This is a genomic window from Bradyrhizobium sp. Leo114, from assembly GCF_055229415.2.
This window is the reverse complement of sequence record NZ_JBUYEN020000078.1, coordinates 1-21,744: the sequence shown is the minus strand read 5'-3', so window position 1 is coordinate 21,744 and position 21,744 is coordinate 1. Positions and strand designations below refer to the sequence as shown.

The 21,744-nt window shown below is 63.7% G+C and carries 22 protein-coding genes and 2 pseudogenes; 13 read left to right on the top strand and 11 right to left on the bottom strand.

Translation table 11 applies throughout. From position 1 onward, the window contains the following. Positions 1-109 (top strand): annotated as a pseudogene (locus ACZIRK_RS41920) (IS5/IS1182 family transposase); the annotation flags it as partial. A 115-nt stretch (positions 110-224) separates the two neighbouring features. On the opposite strand, the gene ACZIRK_RS41915 reads toward ACZIRK_RS41920, so the two are convergent. Beyond that, a complete protein-coding gene (locus ACZIRK_RS41915; RefSeq protein WP_130228803.1) occupies positions 225-1,409 on the bottom strand; it encodes a GNAT family N-acetyltransferase in 1,185 nt (394 codons plus the stop codon). A 124-nt stretch (positions 1,410-1,533) separates the two neighbouring features. Here ACZIRK_RS41915 and ACZIRK_RS41910 point away from each other — a divergent pair, with 124 nt between their 5' ends. After that, the gene (locus ACZIRK_RS41910) at positions 1,534-2,574 is read left to right on the top strand and encodes a polysaccharide deacetylase family protein (protein ID WP_130228804.1); all 1,041 of its coding nucleotides are present in this window, start codon (positions 1,534-1,536) and stop codon (positions 2,572-2,574) included. 87 nt (positions 2,575-2,661) lie between these two features. Here the strand turns inward: ACZIRK_RS41910 and ACZIRK_RS41905 are convergent, their stop codons facing one another. After that, positions 2,662-2,871, bottom strand: coding sequence for a DUF2842 domain-containing protein (locus ACZIRK_RS41905; RefSeq protein ID WP_028162849.1), 210 nt, complete (start codon positions 2,869-2,871; stop codon positions 2,662-2,664). A 94-nt stretch (positions 2,872-2,965) separates the two neighbouring features. Between ACZIRK_RS41905 and ACZIRK_RS41900 the strand changes: the two genes are divergently transcribed. The 3 genes from ACZIRK_RS41900 (at position 2,966) to ACZIRK_RS41890 (ending at position 7,090) form a co-directional block, all read left to right on the top strand. Continuing rightward, complete coding sequence (locus ACZIRK_RS41900; protein WP_130228805.1) at positions 2,966-4,060, top strand: COX15/CtaA family protein; 1,095 nt, start codon at positions 2,966-2,968, stop codon at positions 4,058-4,060. 149 nt (positions 4,061-4,209) lie between these two features. After that, positions 4,210-5,025 (top strand): FTR1 family iron permease, encoded by an 816-nt coding sequence (locus tag ACZIRK_RS41895; RefSeq protein ID WP_130228820.1) that lies wholly within the window; start codon positions 4,210-4,212, stop codon positions 5,023-5,025. 190 nt (positions 5,026-5,215) lie between these two features. After that, entirely contained in the window at positions 5,216-7,090 is a 1,875-nt protein-coding gene (locus ACZIRK_RS41890) for a DMP19 family protein (protein ID WP_130228806.1), read from the top strand. A gap of 31 nt (positions 7,091-7,121) precedes the next feature. Here the strand turns inward: ACZIRK_RS41890 and nadC are convergent, their stop codons facing one another. The 8 genes from nadC to ACZIRK_RS41850 all read right to left on the bottom strand — a co-directional run bounded on the left by nadC (position 7,122) and on the right by ACZIRK_RS41850 (position 15,108). Beyond that, the gene (gene nadC / locus ACZIRK_RS41885; RefSeq protein WP_130228807.1) at positions 7,122-7,970 is read right to left on the bottom strand and encodes a carboxylating nicotinate-nucleotide diphosphorylase; all 849 of its coding nucleotides are present in this window, start codon (positions 7,968-7,970) and stop codon (positions 7,122-7,124) included. Then, positions 7,967-9,517, bottom strand: a complete 1,551-nt coding sequence (locus tag ACZIRK_RS41880; protein WP_130228808.1) for an L-aspartate oxidase — start codon at positions 9,515-9,517, stop codon at positions 7,967-7,969. The genes nadC and ACZIRK_RS41880 overlap by 4 nt, the downstream gene beginning before the upstream one ends. Beyond that, the gene (gene nadA, locus ACZIRK_RS41875; RefSeq protein WP_474419534.1) at positions 9,514-10,500 is read right to left on the bottom strand and encodes a quinolinate synthase NadA; all 987 of its coding nucleotides are present in this window, start codon (positions 10,498-10,500) and stop codon (positions 9,514-9,516) included. The genes ACZIRK_RS41880 and nadA overlap by 4 nt, the downstream gene beginning before the upstream one ends. Positions 10,501-10,554: 54 nt before the next feature. Then, on the bottom strand, positions 10,555-11,505 hold the full coding sequence (locus ACZIRK_RS41870; protein WP_130228810.1) for an NUDIX hydrolase: 951 nt from the start codon (positions 11,503-11,505) through the stop codon (positions 10,555-10,557). 18 nt (positions 11,506-11,523) lie between these two features. After that, positions 11,524-11,946: a hypothetical protein gene (locus ACZIRK_RS41865; RefSeq protein WP_130228811.1), complete on the bottom strand. Its 423-nt coding sequence runs from the start codon at positions 11,944-11,946 to the stop codon at positions 11,524-11,526. Between the two features lie 214 nt (positions 11,947-12,160). Further along, entirely contained in the window at positions 12,161-13,441 is a 1,281-nt protein-coding gene (locus ACZIRK_RS41860) for an O-acetylhomoserine aminocarboxypropyltransferase (protein ID WP_130228812.1), read from the bottom strand. A gap of 150 nt (positions 13,442-13,591) precedes the next feature. Beyond that, positions 13,592-14,176 (bottom strand): CoA-binding protein, encoded by a 585-nt coding sequence (locus tag ACZIRK_RS41855; RefSeq protein WP_130228813.1) that lies wholly within the window; start codon positions 14,174-14,176, stop codon positions 13,592-13,594. A gap of 110 nt (positions 14,177-14,286) precedes the next feature. Continuing rightward, positions 14,287-15,108: an enoyl-CoA hydratase gene (locus tag ACZIRK_RS41850; protein ID WP_130228814.1), complete on the bottom strand. Its 822-nt coding sequence runs from the start codon at positions 15,106-15,108 to the stop codon at positions 14,287-14,289. A gap of 87 nt (positions 15,109-15,195) precedes the next feature. Between ACZIRK_RS41850 and ACZIRK_RS41845 the strand changes: the two genes are divergently transcribed. From ACZIRK_RS41845 to ACZIRK_RS41820, 6 genes are all read left to right on the top strand, one after another. Further along, positions 15,196-15,624: a PaaI family thioesterase gene (locus tag ACZIRK_RS41845; protein WP_130228815.1), complete on the top strand. Its 429-nt coding sequence runs from the start codon at positions 15,196-15,198 to the stop codon at positions 15,622-15,624. Positions 15,625-15,782: 158 nt separating this feature from the next. Beyond that, the gene (gene rplM / locus ACZIRK_RS41840; RefSeq protein WP_028162836.1) at positions 15,783-16,247 is read left to right on the top strand and encodes a 50S ribosomal protein L13; all 465 of its coding nucleotides are present in this window, start codon (positions 15,783-15,785) and stop codon (positions 16,245-16,247) included. 1 nt (position 16,248) lies between these two features. Further along, positions 16,249-16,725, top strand: a complete 477-nt coding sequence (gene rpsI / locus ACZIRK_RS41835; RefSeq protein ID WP_028162835.1) for a 30S ribosomal protein S9 — start codon at positions 16,249-16,251, stop codon at positions 16,723-16,725. A 233-nt stretch (positions 16,726-16,958) separates the two neighbouring features. Beyond that, on the top strand, positions 16,959-18,176 hold the full coding sequence (locus ACZIRK_RS41830) for a GGDEF domain-containing protein (RefSeq protein ID WP_130228816.1): 1,218 nt from the start codon (positions 16,959-16,961) through the stop codon (positions 18,174-18,176). A gap of 60 nt (positions 18,177-18,236) precedes the next feature. Further along, the gene (locus ACZIRK_RS41825; protein ID WP_028162833.1) at positions 18,237-18,473 is read left to right on the top strand and encodes a hypothetical protein; all 237 of its coding nucleotides are present in this window, start codon (positions 18,237-18,239) and stop codon (positions 18,471-18,473) included. 97 nt (positions 18,474-18,570) lie between these two features. Next, on the top strand, positions 18,571-18,867 hold the full coding sequence (locus ACZIRK_RS41820) for an antibiotic biosynthesis monooxygenase family protein (RefSeq protein WP_028162832.1): 297 nt from the start codon (positions 18,571-18,573) through the stop codon (positions 18,865-18,867). A 6-nt stretch (positions 18,868-18,873) separates the two neighbouring features. Here the strand turns inward: ACZIRK_RS41820 and ACZIRK_RS41815 are convergent, their stop codons facing one another. After that, positions 18,874-20,013 (bottom strand): AI-2E family transporter, encoded by a 1,140-nt coding sequence (locus tag ACZIRK_RS41815; protein WP_474419533.1) that lies wholly within the window; start codon positions 20,011-20,013, stop codon positions 18,874-18,876. Positions 20,014-20,277: 264 nt separating this feature from the next. Here ACZIRK_RS41815 and ACZIRK_RS41810 point away from each other — a divergent pair, with 264 nt between their 5' ends. Both ACZIRK_RS41810 and ACZIRK_RS41805 read left to right on the top strand, forming a co-directional pair. Next, entirely contained in the window at positions 20,278-21,051 is a 774-nt protein-coding gene (locus tag ACZIRK_RS41810; protein ID WP_130228818.1) for a gamma-glutamyl-gamma-aminobutyrate hydrolase family protein, read from the top strand. Positions 21,052-21,518: 467 nt separating this feature from the next. Beyond that, positions 21,519-21,744 (top strand): annotated as a pseudogene (locus ACZIRK_RS41805) (hypothetical protein); the annotation flags it as partial.

Sequence of the window (21,744 nt, the reverse complement as noted above, 5' to 3'; positions counted from 1 at the left end):
CTTCTCGAAACTGAAGCGTTTCAGGCGCGTTGCTACGCGCTACGAAAAAACCGCACGAAATTACTTCGCTGTCGTCGCTATCGCCGCAACTCTGCTCTGGCTAACATAACTGTCCACGCGACCTAGGGCATCGGTTCTGACTGGATCAGAACCGTTGCCCTAGATTCTAGTCTTGACGCGTTTTCTTCACGCGAACCGGTGTCCACTTCGCTCGAAAACGCGCTCTAGCGGAACATGCCGCGCAGGTTTTGCGCGAGATCGAACAGCGCGCGATTATGCTTGACCAGCCGCTTGGCGCTGACGAGGCCGGACATGGCGCTTGCAGCTGGCCTGCCGCGCCAGGAGAGCGGAATGAAGCTGTCGAAGATCGGCTCGTCGCTCTTGCAGAACAGCCGCTTGTATTCATCCGAGCCGATGCCGAGGTCGATGGCGCGGTAGTTCAGCGCGGCATAGTGATCGATGATGTTGCGCATCAGGATCAGGCCAGGGCTGAACTTGGCGCTGGCAGACATCGTGTAGGTGTTGAACATCATCGAGAAGCGATGGCCGTCGGCGACGCCGGCGAAGATCGCGATCACCTCGTCGTCGCATTCGAGCGCGTGGATGTCGATGACGCGGCCGCCGCCGGGAAGCCCGGTGAGGCAGGCGGAGCGGATGAAATCCTCGACGCCCGGCTCGGCAAAGACGTTGGGCAGCTTTTGTTCGGCCATGCGCTGCGGCTTGACGCGGAAGAACCAGTTCAGGACTCGTGTGACATCGGCGTCCGTGGCGGCGATCTGATAGCGATAGCCGGCGAGCTGCTGCAGCTTGCGTTCCTTGCCCTTCAATCGCCGCCGGAACGAATTGCTGATGAGGGTGGTGCGGTCGGCGCCGGGCTCGATGGCGAGCACGGGACAGTCGTTGACCGAGGATTGGTGCGGCAGCAGGGCCAGCGGGTTGGGCAGATCGCGCCAGTTGAGCGGCTGCTGCTGCAAGGCGAGCACGTCGGCCTCGCCGCGTGCCGCGATCGCCGACACCATGGTCCTGAGATCGGCGGCCGTGGCGCCCGCGGCGAAGTCGCGGTCCCACAGCGCCATGTTGAAGGTCGCATGCTTGCCGCCCATGAATTTAGCACAGCGCACGCCGAGCGCGCTTTCGAGCGTCAGCGGCAGCACGAACAACGGCCGGCGTTCGTCATCATGGCCGATCACGATGAATGGGGCGACGCCCTCGCGTGCGCCGACCTGCCGCTGCCAGGCGGCGAGAAAATCAAAGCGCTGGTACGGCGTGCAGAATTGCTTTTCGAAGGCACGCCATGTCGGTTCGACGGCTTCGAGATCGCGAATGATCTCGATACCGGCGACGCGGCTTGTTTTCGACCACGCTTCCAACTCCGCCGTTCGTGCTTCGATCGCGGCAGCCATGGTCATTGCCGAGTCCGGTATTAATCGATTGTTTACAATTCCGCTCGGGCGACCTTCGCAGGGAAATGTCAACAAAGAGTAATAACAATCGTTAGACGGCGCCTGGGAGCCGCCGGATCGGGGGCGGGACGTGGTGTCGGAAATCACTTTCTTGAAGCGGGCACAGATGGAGCTCGCTTACTTCTCAGGCTATGCGCGGTTACGGCAACGGCAGGCCGGCGGGGCCGGCGCCATCCTGCGCTTCGAGCGCGTGCGTGCGCGCCGTCGGGACCGGTTTCAGCCGCTGGCCTCGCGCGAGATCACCCCTCGGTTCCTGGATCGCACGATCCGGGCGCTGAGGCGCTGGAACTACGATATCGTTTCGATCGACGAAGCCTGCCGCCGCGCCGTCACCTTGCCGCTGCCGCGCCGCTTTGCCTGCCTGACGTTCGACGGCGGCTACAAGGATCTGGCGACGGACGCCTATCCGGTGCTGTTGAAGCATGGCGTGCCCTTCGCCATCTACCTGCCGAGTGCGTTTCCGGATGGGCTGGGGGAGGCGTGGTGGCTGGCGCTCGAGAAGATCATCGCGCGCGAGAGCCGCATCAGCCTCGTGATCGAGCGCAAGGAACTGCATTTTTCGATTGCTGGTGTCGCGGAGAAATACGAGCTCTACGAGTTCCTGGCGAAATGGATGCGGACATTGGCGCCGCCGGATCTCTCCGTTGCAATCAACGATCTCTGCAAGCGCTACGGCGTCGATCTGGCGGCGCTTTCGCGCGGCGCCTCCATGGACTGGAGCGATCTCACGATGCTCGCCTCCGATCCCAATGTCACGATCGGCAGCGCGACCGTGAACTATCCGGCGCTGTCGAACCTGCGCGACGTCGATGCCGAGCGCGAGACGGCGATGGGCAGGGCGGTGCTCGAGGCCGGCATCCGTCGCGAGATCAGGCATTTTGCCTATCCGTTCGGAGACAGCGAGAGCTTTCGCCGTCCGCATATGCTGATGGCCGGAGAGACCAGCTTTGACAGCGCGGTGTCGAGCATCGCGGGTATCGTGGGAGCGCAGGGGCGGACCAACCTGCACGCGTTGCCGCGGGTGTCCTGGGACGGACGGCGGCGCTCGCTGCGCATGATGCGGGTGTTGCTATCGGGCGTGATGTTTCCGAGGCCGCGCGTGCAGATCTAGAGCGTCTTCGAGCGAAGTGGATACCGGTTCGCGTGAAGAAAACGCGTCAAACAAGAATCTAGAGCTGGGGTTCTCAGAACCGAAGCTCTAGGCGCGGTCGGGCCGCGACATCCAGGCCACGATCGGCATCGCCGGCAGCACCCAGCCGAGCCCGGCCACGACATAGAAAATCGCCTGCAGCAAGCCCGAATTGGCGAGCCAAGGCGTCTGCGCGACCGTCATGCCGAGCAGCGACCACACCACCACCAGCATCAGCAGGAAGATGGTTCCAAGCAGCTTGCGGGTGCGTATATTCATGGCCGGTTGATCGATAACTCGTGAGGCAAAGCGCGCCTTGCGCCTGCGAGGAGGCGGACTATAAGGGGCGCGCCAATCCGATCAAGCAGGACCGATGACCGCACGTTCCGCCCCCGAGCCCTCCCAAAATGCTCACCTTCGCTGGTGGCTGCTTTCGGTCGCAGCCCTGATCGCGATCATGGTGCTGGTCGGCGGGGCCACCCGGCTCACCGAATCCGGGCTTTCGATCGTGGAATGGAAGCCGGTCACCGGCACGCTGCCGCCGCTGACCGAGGCGCAATGGGCGGAAGCCTTCGAGGGCTACAAGAAGATCCCGCAATATCGCGAGCTCAATGCCGGGATGACGCTCGTTGAGTTCGAGACGATCTACTGGTGGGAATGGAGCCATCGCCTGCTCGGGCGCGTGATCGGGATCGCCTATCTGCTGCCGTTCCTCTATTTCCTGTGGCGCGGCGCCGTCACCGACGGCGAATTGAAGCGGCGGCTCTGGCTGATCTTCGGGCTCGGCGCGCTGCAGGGGGCGGTGGGCTGGTGGATGGTCGCCTCAGGCCTCTCCGAGAAGGTCGAGGTCTCGCAATATCGCCTCGCTGTCCATCTGATACTGGCGCTGCTGATCTATTCGGCGATCGTCTGGACGCTGCGGCGGCTTTCCGACCGGCCGCCAAATCCGGCGCCGCTCCGGCTGAAGATCACCGCTTTGCTGCTGCTGGCGCTGACCTTCCTGCAGCTCTATTTCGGCGCGCTGGTCGCGGGGCTGCGCGCGGGAAAGGTCTACAACACCTGGCCAGAGATCGATGGCGCTTTCATTCCATCCGCGGGGCGTCTGTTCTTCGAGCAGCCCTGGTGGCGCAACCTGTTCGACAATACGCTGACGGTGCAGTTCGAGCACCGCATGACTGCTTACGCGCTATTGGCGCTGGCGATCCTGCATGCGATCGACACCATCCGTTCGCGCGCAAGCGGCGCGGCTATCGCCGGCGCCTGGTGGCTGGTGGCGGCGATCACGCTACAGGCGACGCTCGGGATCCTGACGCTCTTGAACCAGGTGCCGATTGATCTCGCGCTCATGCACCAGGCCGTGGCGATCGTGGTGCTCACGCTGGCGGTCCTGCAGGTCGAGCGGTTGCTGCCGCGACGCCGCGAAGTGGGACGGCCAAAGCTTGCCGTGCCGGTCGGTCAACCCGGTTGAGTGGAGCTATTCTAATCTATCGTTGCCGCCAGAGGTGCCCGTTTTGCACGGGCTTTTTGAATGTTCCGGCAGTTGACGAAATCGTGCGGCCCGACATCGCTTTACTTGAAAATCCCTGGCGATAGAACGAGCGAAAAATGGGTTCGCTCATGTCGTCTGCATTCATTCAGGCCGCGGTCATCCTGCTACGCGAAGGCCTAGAGGCGATGCTGGTGATCGCCGCGCTCGCCGGCTACCTGTCGAAGGTTGGCGCCGGTCATCGCATCCAGGCGCTCTATGGGGGCGCGCTGGCTGCGGTCGGCGCCAGCATCATCGCGGCCTGGCTGTTCGCGGTGCTGAATTCGGGCGAGCACAGCGACATCCTCGAGGGCGTCATCATCCTCTTTGCCGCGGGCCTCATGCTCTATGTCAGCGGCTGGCTGATGGTGAAGCAGGACCCGCAGGGCTGGAAAGAATATCTCGCGCACAAGGCCGACACGGCGCTGGCGCAGGACACGGTGTGGGCGGTCGGCGCGCTCGCTTTCCTCGCGGTGTTCCGCGAGGGCGCCGAGACCGTGCTGTTCATCAACGCGCTGGCCACTACGGAAGGCGGCTGGAGCGCAGGCCTGTTTGCCGGCCTCGGCGCCGCCACCATTGCGCTTGCGGTGCTGTTCTATTTCATCAACCTGATCGCCCAGAAGATTCCGCTGCGGCCGTTGTTCATCCTGACCTCGGCTTTCCTGTTCGTGATGGCGATCAAGTTCATCGGCGAGGCCGTGCAGGAATTCCAGGAGCAGGCTCTGCTGCCGTTCACGGAACTGAAGAGCCTGTCCTGGCTCGCCGATCTCGGCCTGAACCCGACGCTGGAAGCGCTGTCGCTGCAGCTCCTCGTGATCCTGTTCGCGCTCGGGACCTATTCGGTGTTCCAGCGCAACAGTCGCCTGACGCGCCAGAGCAAGGCGTCGACCAGCGCAGCAGCTGAATAATCTCACACGCCATCGATCCAGCCCGAAGATCGCGCGCCGCCGGTTCCGCCGCGCTGCGAATGGCCGCGAAAGGGGGGCCGCTCCGACCTTTCGCGGTATCAAAACACCATGTGACATTTTTTTCTCGTTTGTATTGCGGATTCCGCGTCGCTGAAGTGTCTGTAGAAGAGGGGGCATCTTGGGGCGGTGCATGCAGATGATTGAGAACGAGGAGGCTCGGCGCGCGCTTGAGCCTCAGGGGGTGATTGCACGTGAAATCCTTATCCCCGACGCCGATGTGGCAGAGGACGGCGATTTGGTCGCTACCGTCGTCGATTTCGTGAATTGGGCGATTGGCCCGGCCCACCTGGTCTCCGGCGAGATCGTCGCGGAGGCATTCTGGAGCTATCACGCCGACTATTATCTGGCCCAGGTCAACAACGGCGGCCATGGCCAGTTTGCCCATAACGGTGGAATGAGCGAGCAGACGCTCGACAATTGTCGCCGCGGGCTCGTCGAGATGGGCGCAAAGGATTACGTCGCGATCTTCGACGAATTCATGGCCATCATGAAGGGCGATCCGCGTCGGGCAAAAGCCATACAGGATGGCAGCGGTTTTGGGAAAATCGATCCCGCGATCGAACTGCTCGACAAGCGCTTCTTTGCGCTCGGCGACATGACCAAGCTCAACGCAGCTTGGCTGCGCACCCTGCCGGCCCTGCGATCGCTGCCAAACGATCGGCTCACGGCCGAGCGCGAAGCGGTCATTGCGCGCAATTCCCTGCTTGCTGCCCGCCAGGACTATCTGCGGCAGGCCAAAGCGCGTTTCAGCGCCTCCGACCCGATCCAGGTGGCAGCGCGTGCGACCTGCGCGCAGGAGCGCATCGCCTTCGAAGGCGTGAATGCGGGCCTGCCGGTGGGCGATGGTCAGATCGCCTGGACCCTGAGCACGTCGGCCGGCTCGCGCATGCTTGTGATGGGACATGGCATCGCCGTGCTGCGGGACAACGGGTCGCTGCGCGGCCAGTATTTCTTCGAAACGCGCGATACCTATCCTGCACCCGTCGGCGACGGCGAAATGCGCCGGGCGCTGATCGATGCGACGTCGCGTGATATTCGCGAGCGGATGAGATCGGCTGCGGGCGAGAGGACATCGGCATCGCCGGCGCAGTCCCGTGAGACGATATTGGCGAACTTTTTGTCACCTGCGTTCAATGCCTTCTGGGGCAGCTTCACGGCCGGATCGAAGCGGATCAACACGGCGATCACCTGTCCCTATGTCGGGCACAATCCCTCTCTCGTGAGCTACGTTCCGCGCGCCTCGTCTCCGCTGCTGGCGGCTACCGAGGAGCATTCCCTGATCCGGCTCATTATGGCCAATGCGCTGTGGGATTCGTTCCTGGCTGCCGATGCCTTCAACGATTCGATGCTTGAGGAGCCCGATCGCGCCGCGGCTCTGTTGATCAATCTCGGAGCCGCCGCCACGGTTGCGGCGACCAGCCTGCGCGTGCTCGATACGGATCGCATCGCGGCGCTTGCCGTACTTGCGCCCGGCGATTTCGAGCGGGAGCAATACAACGTCCGATTCCAGCTACTCGAGATCGCGCGCTGGTGGTTCAGTTTCGTGCCCAAGGCGGCAGCCGCGTTCGCAGAAGCAAGTTTTGCACAGCGGTCGTGGATGTTCAGCAACGTCTGCTTCAACCACGCGCAGGCGCTCGCCGAAGCGCTCCGCCCCTCGGTGACATCAGATTTGACCGAAGCGCTCGTCTATTTCGATCGGGAATATCCGTCGATGGCAATTCCGTCCATGGAAGCGACCTATGATCTGGCGCTCAAGACATGCACCTCATATTTCGCGAGGTCCGAGCGCCACGCCAAGGCATGGGCAAACGTCGTCGCTGAAACGCGCCATATGATTATGAGCGCCAATCCCTACGATGAGGCGACGGTATTCGTGGTTACGCCCGACATTGTGCAGGTTCGCACCTCCGAAAAGCTGGTCGGTCTGATCGGGGTTGTTGAGAACGAGGTCAGGGCGCGGCAGGTTTTCTACTATCGCAAGGAAGGCGCGCGGGCAGCTCTTTGACAGAGTGCCCGAAACGCAGCCTCATCACCCGCTAGAGATAATCCAGCCCGATATCGAGGGCGGCCGAGGAGTGCGTGACCCAGCCGACGGAAATGAGGTCGACGCCGGTCGCCGCGATCGCGGGCGCAGTGGTGGCCGTGATACGGCCCGATGCTTCCGTGATAACCTTGCCGCGCGTCATCGTCACGGCCTGCCTGAGATCGTCGATCGTCATGTTGTCGAGCAGGACCGCGTCGATCCCGAGCGCCAGAGCTTCTTCGAGCTGCGCCAGCGTGTCGACTTCGACCTCGACTTTGACGAGATGGCCGACATGCGCCTTGGCACGCTCGATCGCGGTGCGGATGTTGCCGGCAAGCGCGATGTGGTTGTCCTTGATCAGCACGGCATCGTCGAGGCCGAAGCGGTGATTGCTACCGCCGCCGGCGCGCACCGCGTATTTTTCCAATGCGCGCAGGCCGGGCGTGGTCTTGCGAGTGCAGACGATCTGCGCGCGCGTGCCTTTCACGGCAGTAACCAGCGACGCCGTTGCCGTTGCGACGCCGCTGAGGTGGCAAAGGAAATTGAGTGCGGTCCGCTCGCCCGTCAGCAGCGCGCGCGCCGGGCCGTTGATGGTCGCGATCGTGTCGCCGGGCGCGACGACGCTGCCATCGGGCCGTTCGATCTCGATTCGGATCGCTGGTGATATCGTTTGAAAGGCGCAGCGCGCCACATCGAGGCCGGCGACGACGCCCGGCTGGCGTGCCCGCAACGCGAGCGAAGCGCGCTGGTCGGCGGCCACGATCGCGTCCGCCGTGATGTCGCCGGCACGGCCGAGATCCTCAAGCAGCGCGGTTCGCACCAGGGGTTCGTACATCAGGGGCAGAAGGGGATTGAGTGTCACGACTGAGCGCTCCTGATCGGCAGTTCGGATTCGATGATCTCGCCGGCGATACTGAGTGCACCTGCGAGGGTGAAAGTGGAGGGCACGCCCTTGGGCAACGTGTCCGGAAAGTCGGTGCGGTAGTGGCCGCCGCGGCTTTCCTCGCGCCTTGACGCTGCGACGGCGATCATCAATCCGACCAGCGCCGGATCGGCGGCGGAGCCGCTCCCCCTGGCCATCGGATAGAGATTGCGAATGGCGCGCTCGATCGAGGGCCGATCACGAAGCACGCCGAGGGCCTGCGAGACGAACGGCCGCACCGTCGATGGATCTGATGCAGGCGGGAGCGCGGTCGGCGTGCGCAGAGGAGCGGCACCGCTAGCCACGCCATTGACGCTCTCGGCGACCCATTGCGCAGAGACGATGGCTTCCATCAGCGAATTGCTAGCGAGCCGATTGGCGCCGTGCAGGCCGGTGCGGCTGACCTCGCCGCAGGCCCACAAGCCCGTCACCGTGCTGCGGCCTTCGCCATCAACGGCAATGCCGCCCATGTGATAATGCGCCGCCGGACGCACCGGGATCGGATCGTCGGCCGGATCGATACCGGCCATCTTGCAGAACGCGCTGATGACGGGATAGCGCTGCGCGAAATTCTTGCCTGGATGCTGCCGTGCATCGAGGAAGACGCGGTGTCCCTCGGCGCGGCGGCGCCAGACCGCGCGCGCCACGATGTCGCGCGGCGCGAGCTCGGCGCCCGGTTCGTTCGCCATGAAACGCTGCCCGGTCTCGTCGATCAGGATCGCGCCATCGCCGCGGATCGCTTCGGTCAGCAGCGGCATCGGTCGCGACGGTCCGTCGAAGGCGGTAGGGTGAAACTGGATGAATTCGAGATCGGAGAGGACGGCGCCGGCACGGGCCGCGAGCGCCAGCCCCTGGCCGAAACAGCCCATCGGATTGGTGCTGTCCTGGAAGAGGCCGCCAATGCCCCCGGTCGCCAGCACGACGCGGTTAGTCGGGATGACGAGCGAGCCACGCTCGTTTGCAGCGAGCACGCCCTCGACTGCGTTGTCCTCGACGATGAGTTGGCGCGCCTCAAAACCCTCGATCAGCGTAATCGACGGGCAGCGCCGCACGGCGGCGATCAGTGCGCGCATGATCTCGCGCCCGGTGCCGTCGCCGGTGGCGTGAACGATCCGCTTGCGGCTGTGCGCGGCTTCGAGTCCAAGCTGCCAGCTCCCGTCTGGCCTGCGATCAAAGCCGACGCCGAGCCGCGCGAGACCCTCGACGGCAGCGGGCGCGGCATCCACGATGCGGCTAGCGGCTTCTTCGTCGCAAAGGTCGGCGCCGGCGGCGATGGTGTCCTGCAGATGCAGGGCAGGGGTGTCGTCGTCACCGACCGCCGCTGCGAGCCCGCCTTGCGCCCACATGCTGGAGGCCTCCGCCCCGAGCGGCGATTTCGACAGCAGCACGACCGGTGCGGGCGCAAGCTGCAGGGCCGTCATCAATCCAGCGGCGCCGCCGCCAATGATCACCGGTTGCCCGGCCAAGGCCGAAACATCCAAGCTCATAGCGCCAGCATCCTTTCGACGGAGCGCCGCGCGCGCTCAGCGATCTCAGGATCGATCGTGACCTCGTGCTCGTTGGTCTCGAGCGCGTGGCGAATGTTCTTCAGCGTGATCCGCTTCATGTGCGGGCAGAGATTGCAGGGGCGGATGAACTCGACGTCGGGATGGAGCACCGCGACGTTGTCGCTCATCGAGCATTCCGTCAGCAGCACCACGCGTGCCGGACGCTCCTTGCTGACGAAGCCGGACATGGCTACGGTGGAGCCCGAGAAATCCGCCTCAGCCACCACCTCGGGCGGACATTCCGGATGCGCCAGGATGGTGACGCCGGGATGATTCTCGCGAAGCTGGCGCACATCCTCGGCATTGAAGAGCTCGTGCACTTCGCAATGGCCCTTCCAGGCCGTGATCTTCACCTTGGTCTGCGCGGCGATGTTCTGCGCCAGATATTCGTCCGGCAGCATGATGACATGCTCGACGCCGAGCGATTGCACCACAGCGAGTGCATTGCCTGAGGTGCAGCAGATGTCGGACTCCGCCTTCACCGCGGCCGAGGTGTTGACATAGGTGACGATGGGGGCGCCCGGATAGCGCTCGCGCATCAGCCGTACATCGGCCGCCGTGATGGACTCCGCGAGCGAACAGCCGGCCTTGAGGTCGGGGATCAGCACCGTCTTCTCGGGATTGAGCAGCTTTGCCGTCTCCGCCATGAAGTGCACGCCGGCGAGTACGATGACGTCGGCATCGACCTTGGTCGCCTCGCGCGCGAGCGCGAGGCTGTCGCCGACGATGTCGGCGACGCCATGGAAGATTTCCGGCGTCTGATAATTGTGCGCCAGCACCACCGCATTGCGCGTGCGCTTGAGTTCTAGGATGGCGTCGACATCATCGGCGAAGGTCGCCCATTCGAATTCCGGGATCACCCGTTTGACGCGGTCATAGAGCGGCGCGGTGCGCGCGAGCGCACCGGATGAGATTGCAGCCATTTATGCTCTCCTTGAGTATATTTCGCATTATACTTATCCTGAGCATAATGGAAGTCAAGAGCGTGAGAGCGGAAGCTTGGTACCGGCGACGGCCCGTTCGGCCACAATGCCGTGACGGAAGCGGAATAGCTTGGCCGGGCGACCGACCGTCTCGGCAGCCATTGCGCCTGTCTCTTCAACGAGTTCCTGCTGCTCGATCAGGCGCCGAAAGTTCTGTTTGTGCACGGTACGGCCTGCAAGGGCCTCAACACTGCGTTGCAGTTGCAGCAGGGTGAATTCGGCTGGCATCAGCTCGAAGACGACCGGCCGGTATTTGATCTTGGCACGCAGCCGCGCGATGCCGGTGGCCAGAATGCGGCGATGATCCGATATCATGGCGCGGCCGGGTACGACGGCATCCCCGGTGCCCTTGGCACGAACTGCTTCGGGGATCAGGGAGGCCTCATAGAGCAGCTCATAGCGCTGCAGCACCAGTTCCTCGTTCCAGGTGCGGTCGTCGAGGCCGAAGGTGATGGCGGCGCGCTGCCAACGTGCCTTCTGCACGGAGGTGCTCTCTGCCGATTTGGCCCAGGCGCGCAGCTTCGGCGCCACGATCTTTGCAATCAGGGGCGGGGTACCCGCGCGATGGTCTTCCCACGGGAAGTACTCATACCAGCCGGACCAGTGGCCCTCCGAGCCTTCTCTGACTTGGTCCTCGCGGGTCAGGCCGAGATAGCTGATCGAGATGCGATGCGGCGCTCTGGCGTCGCCGGTGCGTCCGTGATCGGCGAAGGTATAGAGCTGCTCGACATAGCCGAGCGGGTGTCCGGTCTGCGCCTCGACCCAGGCCCGCAGGCCGGTCTGCAGCGAGCGGTGCCCGAACTGGAACGGACCGCTCGGCAGCGCGGTCGCATTCGCGATCGTCATGATCTTCGGCTCGCTCTCGGTGACCGCGACCAGGACGGCGACGAGGTCGGCGGCGATCGCGTCGATCGATGTTTCGGCTTTTCGCGATGCCTTTGCCACGCGGGCGTCCTGTCGCGGCTAGCAATAGCCGTAAACGCCGCAGGCGTACGGCAGGCGGTTCCAGTAGGGACCGCCGTAGTAGGGGCCCCCATAATACGGGCCGTCATAGCTGTAGGAGAAGTGATTGCCGTAATAGCCGGGCAGGCTCGACGAGCCCGGCAGGATCGGCTCGCCATTGACGAACGGCACGTAAGGGATCACGGCCGCAGGCGTGAACAGCACGTCCGGATCCTGTTCGGCTACGACGATCTGGCGGCCATGGCGGATGTAGGGGGCTGATGTCACTGACGTCCGGTATTTGTAGTGCGGGCGCGGCAGGCCGGGCGGCAGTTGGTGGGCGGCGCGGTAGGCCGCGCGCTTGGTTGCAACCGGGCCGTCCGCGGCAACGGCGGCATCAATCGCAAGCAGGGCGATCGAAGAGAACAATATCGAGCGTAGCATCGTCGTCTCCGAATCGAGAGGGCGACAGAATGCCACCTTATAGCGGAATGACCGTTAATGAGAGGCTCGCGACATCAGACCAGCGCCTTCACCGTCATGGCCAGGCTTGACCCGGCCATCCACGTCCTCTTGTTCGCCACTTCCAAGAACGTGGATGCCCGGGACGAGCCCGGGCATGACGAAGAGAACTTGGCGCGTTCCGCACACGGGGACCTTAAGCCCGCAGCGCCTGGTCGAGGTCGGCGATCAGGTCGTCCTTGTCCTCGATGCCGATAGAGAGCCGGACCACGTCGGGGGCGGCGCCGGACTTGATCTTCGCGGCATCGTCGAGCTGGCTGTGGGTGGTGGAGGCCGGGTGGATCACCAGCGAGCGGGTGTCGCCGACATTGGCGAGGTGCGAGAACAACCTGAGGTTCGACACCAAATTGACGCCGGCGTCATAGCCGCCCTTGAGGCTGAAGGTGAACACGGCGCCCGCGCCCTTCGGCGCATATTTGCGCGCGAGATTGTTGTACTTGTCGCCGGAGAGCCCGGCGTAATTCACCGACGCCACCGCGGGATGGTCGGCCAGGAATTCCGCGATCGCTTTGGCGTTGTCGCAATGCTTCTGCATGCGGAGCGGCAGCGTCTCGATGCCCGTCAGGATCATGAAGGCGTTGAACGGTGACAGCGCCGGGCCGAGATCGCGCAAGCCGAGCACGCGGCAGGCGATCGCGAAGGCGAAATTGCCAAAGGTCTCCTGGATCTTGATGCCGTGATACTCCGGACGCGGCTCGCTCAGCATCGGATATTTGTTGTCCTTCGACCAGTCGAAGGTGCCGGCATCGACGATGATGCCGCCGAGCGAGTTGCCGTGGCCGCCCAGGAACTTGGTCAGCGAGTGCACGACGATGTCGGCGCCGTGGTCGATCGGCTTGATCAGATACGGCGTTGCCAGCGTGTTGTCGACGATCAGCGGCACGCCGGCCTTGCGCGCCACCGCGGCGATGGCCTCGATATCGGTGATGCTGCCGGAGGGATTTGCGATCGATTCGATGAAGATCGCTTTGGTGTGCGGCGTCACCGCGCGCTCGAAGCTTTCGATCTCGTCCGGATCGGCCCAGGCGACGTTCCAGCCGAAGCTCTTGAAGGCATGAGTGAACTGGTTGATCGAGCCGCCATAGAGTTTTCGCGCGGCGATGATCTCGTCGCCCGGCTTCATCAACTGCTGCAGCACCACGACCTGCGCGGCGTGTCCCGATGCGACCGCGAGTGCGGCAGTGCCGCCTTCGAGTGCGGCGACGCGCTCCTCCAGCACCGCATTGGTCGGGTTGCCGATGCGGGTATAGATGTTGCCGAACGACTGCAGGCCGAACAATGAGGCCGCATGGTCGGCGTCGTTGAACACGAATGACGTCGTCTGATAGATCGGCGTCGCCCGCGCGCCGGTGGTGGGATCGGGCTGCGCACCGGCATGCACGGCGAGGGTCGAAAATCCCGGAAGGCGATCGGTCATTCTGAGTGTCCTGTGTTGGATCGGAAATGAAATGCGCGGCATGCTGATGGCAGCAACGACGGCCGTCAAGGCGAGTTGCGAGCCGTATGCGCGTTGGGAACAGCGTGCTTCGTTATGACGCGATGTCGAAACATTTGTTTCGCCGTTGCGTCACGTCGTCTCGGTCTTGTTCTTTGCGGCACGATCGGATGCGGCGGTTTCGCCGCCGCCGACGCTCATCCGATTCAGCGACAGCCGCATGCCCTGCGTCGGCATGGGCGCACGCTTGGAGCTGAGCGTCCGCGAATTGACGCCCATCCAGGAAATCTCTGATGACAGGCGGCCATATTCGATTTTCGGGCAGCGGTTCATGACGACCTTGATGCCGACAGCTTCGGCCTTTGCGGCGGCCGCATCGTCGCGTGCGCCGAGCTGCATCCAGATCACCTTCGGCAAGGGCGACAGCCTGAGCGCCTCCTCGACAACCGGCATGATGTGGCTGGAGTTGCGAAAGATGTCGACCATGTCGATCGGGCGTCCGATGTCGGCGAGCGACGCGACGAAGGGCTTGCCGAGCAGGCTCTTGCCGACATGGCCGGGATTGACCGGGATCATGTCGTAGCCGCGCTCCGCCAGATATTTGAAGGCGAAATAGCTCGGCCGCACATTGACCGGCGAAGCGCCGACCATCGCGATCGACTTCACGCCGTTGAGAATGCCGCGGATGTAGTTATCGGGGTAGCTGTCGTGGTTCATCTCTAGTCTTTATGTCAGCTGCGTCATTGCGAGGAGCGAAGCGACGAAGCAATCCATGCTTCAGCAAGCGGATGGATGGATTGCTTCGCTTCGCTCGCAATGACGGGAAACTATCTATCCTGCCATTTCGGTTCGCGCTTCTCGATGAAGGCACCGATACCTTCCTCGGCGTCGCGCGCCATCATGTTTTCGGTCATCACCTCGGCGGCGTAGCGATAGGCGTCCGCGAGTGTCATCTCGGCCTGGCGGTAGAATGCCTCCTTGCCGAGCTTGACAGTGTAGGCGGATTTCAGCGCCACTTTTTGCGCCAGCGCAATCGCGGCCTCGCGTTCGGTGCCGGCAGGCACGACGCGGTTGATGAGGCCGATGGTCTGCGCGGTCGCGGCCGAGATCGGCTCGCCGGTCAGCAGCATCTCCATGGCCTGCTTGCGCGGAACGTTGCGCGACAGCGCCACCATCGGCGTCGAGCAGAACAGGCCGATATCGACGCCGGGCGTCGCGAAGGCCGCGTTCTCCGAGGCGACAGCGAGATCGCAGCTTGCGACAAGCTGGCAACCGGCTGCGGTCGCAATGCCCTGGACGGAAGCGACCACTGGCTTCTGCAGGTGCACGACCGCCTGCATCATCGCGCTGCAGGCATTCATGATCTCTGCGAAATAGGCGCGACCCCGATCGGCATCGCTGCGGCGCGCGGTGAGTTCCTTCATGTCGTGGCCGGCCGAGAAGGCGGGGCCGTTGGCGGCAATGACCACGCCGCGCACGGCTGGATCGTCATGAATTGCCTTCAGCGCGCCATGCAGCTCGGCGATCAGGCCCTCGGAGAGGCTGTTGCGCGCGGCGGGACGGTTGAGCGTCAGCACGGCGATGCTGCCGACCTGCTCGCGCAGGAGGATCGGCGATTGCGGCGCGACGGCACGGGCTGCTTGGGGCATCTCCAGATTTCCACTAAGGCTTTTTGTCAATTAAGGCTTGGCTACAACTTAATGTAACACGCTGACTGAATCGAGGGTGGGGACGGCATGGCGCTGGCGAAAATGAGCGTGGCTGAAGTGGAGAGGTTCCTCCGCGAGGAGTTTCCGCAGGCGTTCAGCGGGAACGACATCATCATCGAGAGCGCCGACGGCGAGACCTGTCTCTTGCGCCAGCGCTACAGCGAGCGGATGCTGCGGCCGGGCGGCACCGTGTCGGGTCCGACGCTGATGGCGCTGGCCGATTTCGCGATGTATGTGGTGCTGCTGTCGGCGATCGGCCCGGTGGGTCTGGCGGTCACCACCAATCTCAACATCAATTTCCTCCGCAAGGGCCAGCCGGGGCGGGACGTGCTGGCGGCGGCGAGGCTGCTGAAGCTCGGCAAGCGGCTGGCGGTCGGGGAGGTCAACCTGCTTTCGGGCGATTCGGCGGATCCGATTGCGCATGTGACGGCGACCTATTCCATTCCAAATAAATAGAGTTTCTGAAGGTATTATTGCACCTTATTTATAAGCCATTGTTTTTGCTAAGATAAATCGCGCCAATTGGCGTTGACGAATTTCGTTCGCTTCTCTAGAAAGCCGCCAGTCCGGCGCGGCAGTCTTGCGCCGAAAACTCCTTTCCACGGACAGCTCACATGAAAACCTTTTCGGCCAAGCCCGCCGAGGTGCAGAAGAAGTGGGTCGTGATCGACGCCAAGGGTGTGGTGGTCGGCCGGCTCGCCACCATGGTCGCGATGCGCCTGCGCGGCAAGCACCTGCCCACCTACACTCCGCATGTCGATTGCGGCGACAACGTCATCATCATCAACGCCGCTCACGTGGTGCTGACCGGTCGCAAGCGCGACCAGAAGGTCTACTACAAACACACCGGCTATATCGGTGGCATCAAGGAGCGCAGCGCGAAGCAGATCCTCGAGGGTCGCTTCCCGGAGCGCGTGGTCGAGAAGGCGATTGAGCGCATGATCCCGCGCGGTCCGCTCGGCCGCATGCAGATGGGCAATCTGCGCGTCTATCCCGGCGCCGAGCATCCGCATGAAGCGCAAAACCCCGAGAAAATCGATTTCGCCTCGCAGAACCGCAAGAACATGAGGGCCGCATAAGATGTCCGATACCATGCAGTCTCTCGATCAGCTTGCGCAGCTGAAGCCGGCGGCTCCCGATGCGCCGAAATATGTGAAGAAGATCGACAAGTACGGCCGCGCTTATGCCACCGGCAAGCGCAAGGACGCGGTTGCCCGCGTCTGGGTCAAGCCGGGCTCCGGCAAGATCTCCGTCAACACCCGAGACGTCGAAGTCTATTTCGCCCGTCCGGTGCTGCGGATGATGATCCAGCAGCCGCTGGTCGCCGCCGCCCGCGCCGGCCAGTATGACGTGATCTGCACGGTCACCGGCGGCGGCCTGTCCGGCCAGGCCGGTGCGGTGCGCCACGGTCTCTCCAAGGCGCTGACCAATTTCGAGCCGGAATTGCGCGGCGTCCTGAAGAAGGGCGGCTTCCTGACCCGCGACTCGCGCACGGTCGAGCGCAAGAAGTACGGCCGCGCCAAGGCGCGCAAGTCGTTCCAGTTCTCGAAGCGCTAACCGCTTCACTGCAATTTGCACCAATTGCGAAGGGGCGCCGCGAGGCGCCCTTTTTGCTGCACCTTTGCGCATCAATTGTCGCAGTTTTTCCCGAAAACTTTTGTGTGCACGCAAACGGATTGCCAACGCGCCACGCATAGCCTGAGCAGCATTAACGGCGCGCTATCCTTTTCGGATCGCGCCCTTGAGATCGTGGCATCACACGCTTTCATCACACGCACCAGGCAGGGCTCATGTCGTTCGATACTTCGACGCTTTATCTGTTTGCCACCATGGTGGCCGGAATGCTCGGCGCCATGTTGTTGTTCTTCGGCAATCAAGAGAAGATTCCGGCGTTGAAGTGGTGGGGCAGCGCGTATCTGCTCGGTGCTGCTGCGGTCGCGGCATCGACCATCGCGGGCTCGATGCTGGGCGAAATTGCTTCGCTGGCGCTGAATGCGGTGGGCTTCATCGCCTGCGGCATGGTGTGGAACGCGGCACGCGTGTTTCATGGCCGCAAGCCGAATGTCGCCGGTCTCGTGCTCGGCGCGATCGCCTGGGTCGGCGCCGCGCTGACCTTGCCGCCTGAGCTGCCCACGCTGAAGCTGACCATCGGCGCCGCGATCATCGCGATCTACGCATGCCTCACGGCAGCCGAATTGTGGAGCGAGCGGCGGCGCGCGACCCAAAGGCGATGGCCCGCACTCGCGGTGCCCGTGCTGCACGGCTGCGTGCTGCTGCTGCCGATCCTGGTCGGCAATTTCCTGCGCCCGCATGATGCGGCGTTCGGCGACAGCACCTGGGTGACGGTATTCGCTGTCGAACTCATCCTCTATGCGATCGGCACCGTCTTCGTGATCTTCATGCTGGTATCGGACCGCGAGGTGACCGCGCACAAGACGGCGGCCTCGATGGATCCTCTGACTGGTATGTTCAACCGCCGTGGCTTTGCCGAGGCCTGCACGCGGGTGATCGAACGCGAGGCAAGCGCCGGCCGGCCGGTGACGGTGATGATCTTCGACATCGACCACTTCAAATCGATCAACGACCGTTTCGGCCATCCCGCCGGCGACGAGATCCTGAAATTATTCTCGGCCGTCGTCGTCAACAACCTCCGCATCAGCGATCTCTCCGGCCGCATCGGCGGCGAGGAATTCGCGGCGCTGCTGCCGTGCTCGCTGGAGGAGGGCGTGCTCGCCGCCGAGCGCGTGCGCGAGTGCTTCCAGGCCTCCGGCATCGTCTGCGACGAGGGGGCGGTCGACACCACCGTCAGCATCGGCGTTGCGGGTGGACCGGCGGGCACCGAGCTCGAGGTGCTGCTGGCGGCCGCCGATACCGCGCTCTACCAAGCCAAGCGCGGCGGCCGCAACCGCGTCGAGGCCGCGGAAGAGTTGCCGCTGTCGCTGGAGAACTGGCGGCGCAAGACCGCCGGTCTCGCACCGCAGGCGCGCGAGACGCCGATCGCGGCGTGAGAGCGATTTGAGCGATATTGGTAGGATTCCATTTACCATTCGATTCCTATGATCCGGGCCATGGAATCGACTCGCCTTCACAATGCCCAATCCGCCCTGCTGTCGCTCGAAGCCGCCGCCACCACCGCCCGCGGCGGGTTCGCCTGCCTGTTCTCGAGCTCGGCTGAATACGAGACCGCGCTGATCGCCGAGCGCCGCGCCCAAGGCCGCTACGGCCGCCCGCGCAGCCCTTGGCCGATGCTGATGTTTCTGGGCATCACGTTGATGGTCCTCGGCACGGTGCTCGTGTTCAACTAGGTAACGGGAACATCCCGTATCGGTGAGGGCGCCGCGAGGCGCCTTTTTCTTTTCCACAAGCTGGGCTAGAGACGGGCCCTTTCCAGGGAGAAGCCCAATGGTCACCGAAATTGCACTCATCGACGTCAAGCCCGGCAGCGAGAAGGATTTCGAAGCTGCGGTGGAGAAGGCGCGGCCGCTGTTTCTGCGCGCCAAGGGCGGCAAGGGGTTCGAATTGCACAAGTCGATCGAGAAGCCCTCGCGCTACCGGCTGGTTGCGAAGTGGGAGACGCTGGAGAACCACACCGTCGATTTCCGCGGCTCGGAAGACTTCGCCGCCTGGCGGGCGCTGGTCGGGCCGTTCTTTGCCGCGCCGCCGGAGGTCGAGCATACCGAGATCGTCGTGACGGCCTGAGGCTCCTCACGCCGCCGCAGTCGGCTCCTCGGCCTTGAAGTGGTCGAGCATCACCTTGGCGATTGCCATCAGGGGGAGCGCAAGCGCGAGCCCCCAGACGCCGAACACCACCCCGAGCAGGATCTGGAACGCAAACAGCGTGGCAGGCGGAATATCGAGCGCCTGCCGCTGGATGATCGGGGTGAGCACGTAGCTCTCCATCGCGTGCACGCCGAGGAACAGCACGAAGGCGGAGAGCGCCGCGATCCAGCCCGAGGCAAGGCTCGCGAGCACCACGATCAATCCCGCGAGGATCGCGCCCACCGTCGGAATGAAAGCGAGCAGGCCGGCCTGGATACCCAGGATGAACGAGCTCTGGATGCCGATGATCGAGAGCCCGATCCAGGTGACGAAGAACACCGCGCCCATGGTGATGATCTGGGCGATCAGCCAGCGCTCCAGTGTGTCCCCGATACGGTCGACGATGATGGTGGCCTGCTCGCGGTGCCGGGCCGGCATCACGAACAATAGCCCGGCGCGGTAGATGCTGGGTTGGGCGGCGAAGGCAAGCCCGAGAAACAGCACGATGAAGAAGTTGCCGACCGCGCTCACGGTGCCGAGCAGCACCTTGAGGGTCTGACTGATGATCGCGCCGCCGCTGGAGGCGAGCGCGCCGGCGCTCGGAAGACTATGGGTCGCCGCGGCGCCCGGGGTCGTCGGCGTCGACGAGTCCGTCGGTGCGGAGGCTTGGTTGCTGAAGTCGAGATAGCTGGTGTCGATGCCGTGGCTCTCGAGGAAGGACTTCACGTTGACCAGTTGCGACTTGATGGTGTCGCTGAGCGCGGAGGCCTGCTCGGCGATAGTCGCTCCGCCGAGAAAGACGACGCCCGACAATAGCGCCGCCAGCGCCAGGCAGACGATGGTCAGCCGAAGCGCATGGGGCAGCTTAACTCCGTGGCCGAGCAGGTTGGTGAGGGCGTTGAGCGCGACGCCGAGCAGGACCCCGGCGAAGATCAGGAACAGCGTCGCCGCGTAATGCCAGGCGAGCGCCAAGAGCGCCGCGAACAGCACGATGCCGATGCCGCCGACGCTGATCGCCCACGCCAGATCGTTGCGGGCCTGCAGGTGGTCGCCGCCGGGTAGCCTCACGTTGATTCCTTCGCGCATCGATTGATCTCACCTTGTCGCCAAAATCCCGTCGGGATCAAGCCGTGTGCCGGTTTGCCGCTGCCCGTCGGGCAGGCCTTCCCTAGCGGCAGGCCGCCCGGCCCAGCCTGCGGGGCCGCGTTCGTCCCTCGACCCCGCCGCGCCTGCGTCTCGTGCCAATGTGCTCCGCCAGCATAATATGTTGATCCATGATCCAGTCGGGGGCATTATCTCTCTGGAACCATGACAAACATAGAAAATCATTCCTACGCGAGATGCTGAGCAATGAGACGGCCCGTGGTCGGCGTAATCGGAAACGCCCATCGCATCGAAGATCGTTTCACGGTTCAGATGGTTGGGGAGCGCAACCTGCGCGCGATCACCGATGTCGCCGGCGCTGTTCCGCTGATGTTCGCCGGTTCGCCCGAGATTACCGACGTCGGCGCCTTGCTCGACGTGGTCGACGGCGTGGTCCTGACCGGAGCGCGGGCCAATGTGCACCCGACCCGCTTCAAGTGCGAGCCGCATATCAGTCACGAGCCTTACGACATCCATCGTGACGAGGTTGCGCTGGCGTTGTCGGAAGCCTGCGTCGCGCGCGGCATTCCGCTGTTCGGCATCTGTCGCGGCCTGCAGGAGATGAACGTCGCCTTTGGCGGCTCGCTGCATCCCGAGATCCGCGAACTGCCCGGACGCATCAATCATCGCATGCCGCGGCTGGAGAATGGCGAGATCCATCCGGATCCGCTGGTCGTGTTCGCCGACCGGCATGACGTGACGCTCACACCGGGCGGCGTGTTCGCGAAGCTCCTGGGCTGCGAGACCATCCGTGTCAATTCGCTGCACGGGCAGGGCATCCTTGAGCCCGGCGAACGCGTCGTGATCGAAGGCGTCGCCGAGGACGGCACCATCGAGGCGATCCGCATCGCCGACGCGCCGGGCTTTGCACTCGGCGTGCAGTGGCACGCGGAGTACGACCCGCAGCGCAACCCGATCAACAAGAAGTTGTTCGAGGCTTTCGGGGCAGCGTTGCGCAAACGGCAGAGCGCGGCGGCGTAGCTGCGTTGCTCGCCATGAGGGCGATTGGGTTCTGATTCATTGTCAAACAGCGATTGCGTAGGATGGGTAGAGCGAAGCGAAACCCATCGCGATGGAGCAAGTTGCGCGATGATGGGTTTCGCTTCGCTCTACCCATCCTACGATCCCGTTGAACCTTGCACCGCTGTCGTCCCCGCCTAGGGCGCAATTGCGCCCGGGATCGGGGACCCATAACCACAGGAAGGTGTTGTGGCGCGAGCAAGCGGTTACAGCGGAGCACACGACAACGGCCTGGGGTTATGGGTCCCGGATCCCGGCTACGCCAAGAGGCTTCGCCGCGGCGCGCAAGCCCGGACGACGTGGGGTGGGGTTCTGATTCAAATTTCAAATAGCGTGAGGATCAGTGTCCGCATTCTCGCGGCGCTTTGCGTCCGAGCTTTGCTTCACTTTCCACCCTCTCAAATCGCAGAGGGCGCAGGGAAAGCCGGGTGCTGGTTGCACCCATGGGTCCCGTGCAAAAAAAGCACGGGGGTAGGACCACAGGTTCAACCGAAGCATTCCGGCTTTCCCTGCGCGATGGTTTTACGGCTTACTTCGTGCTCTCCCCGGTGACCGGCTATCTAATGCACACATCTTTGTTGCGAAGATCGGCGAAGACTGATTCCCTGGCGGGAGGCGGTCTTGTGGAGAGCGGTCGTATGTCGATGGAGGTGG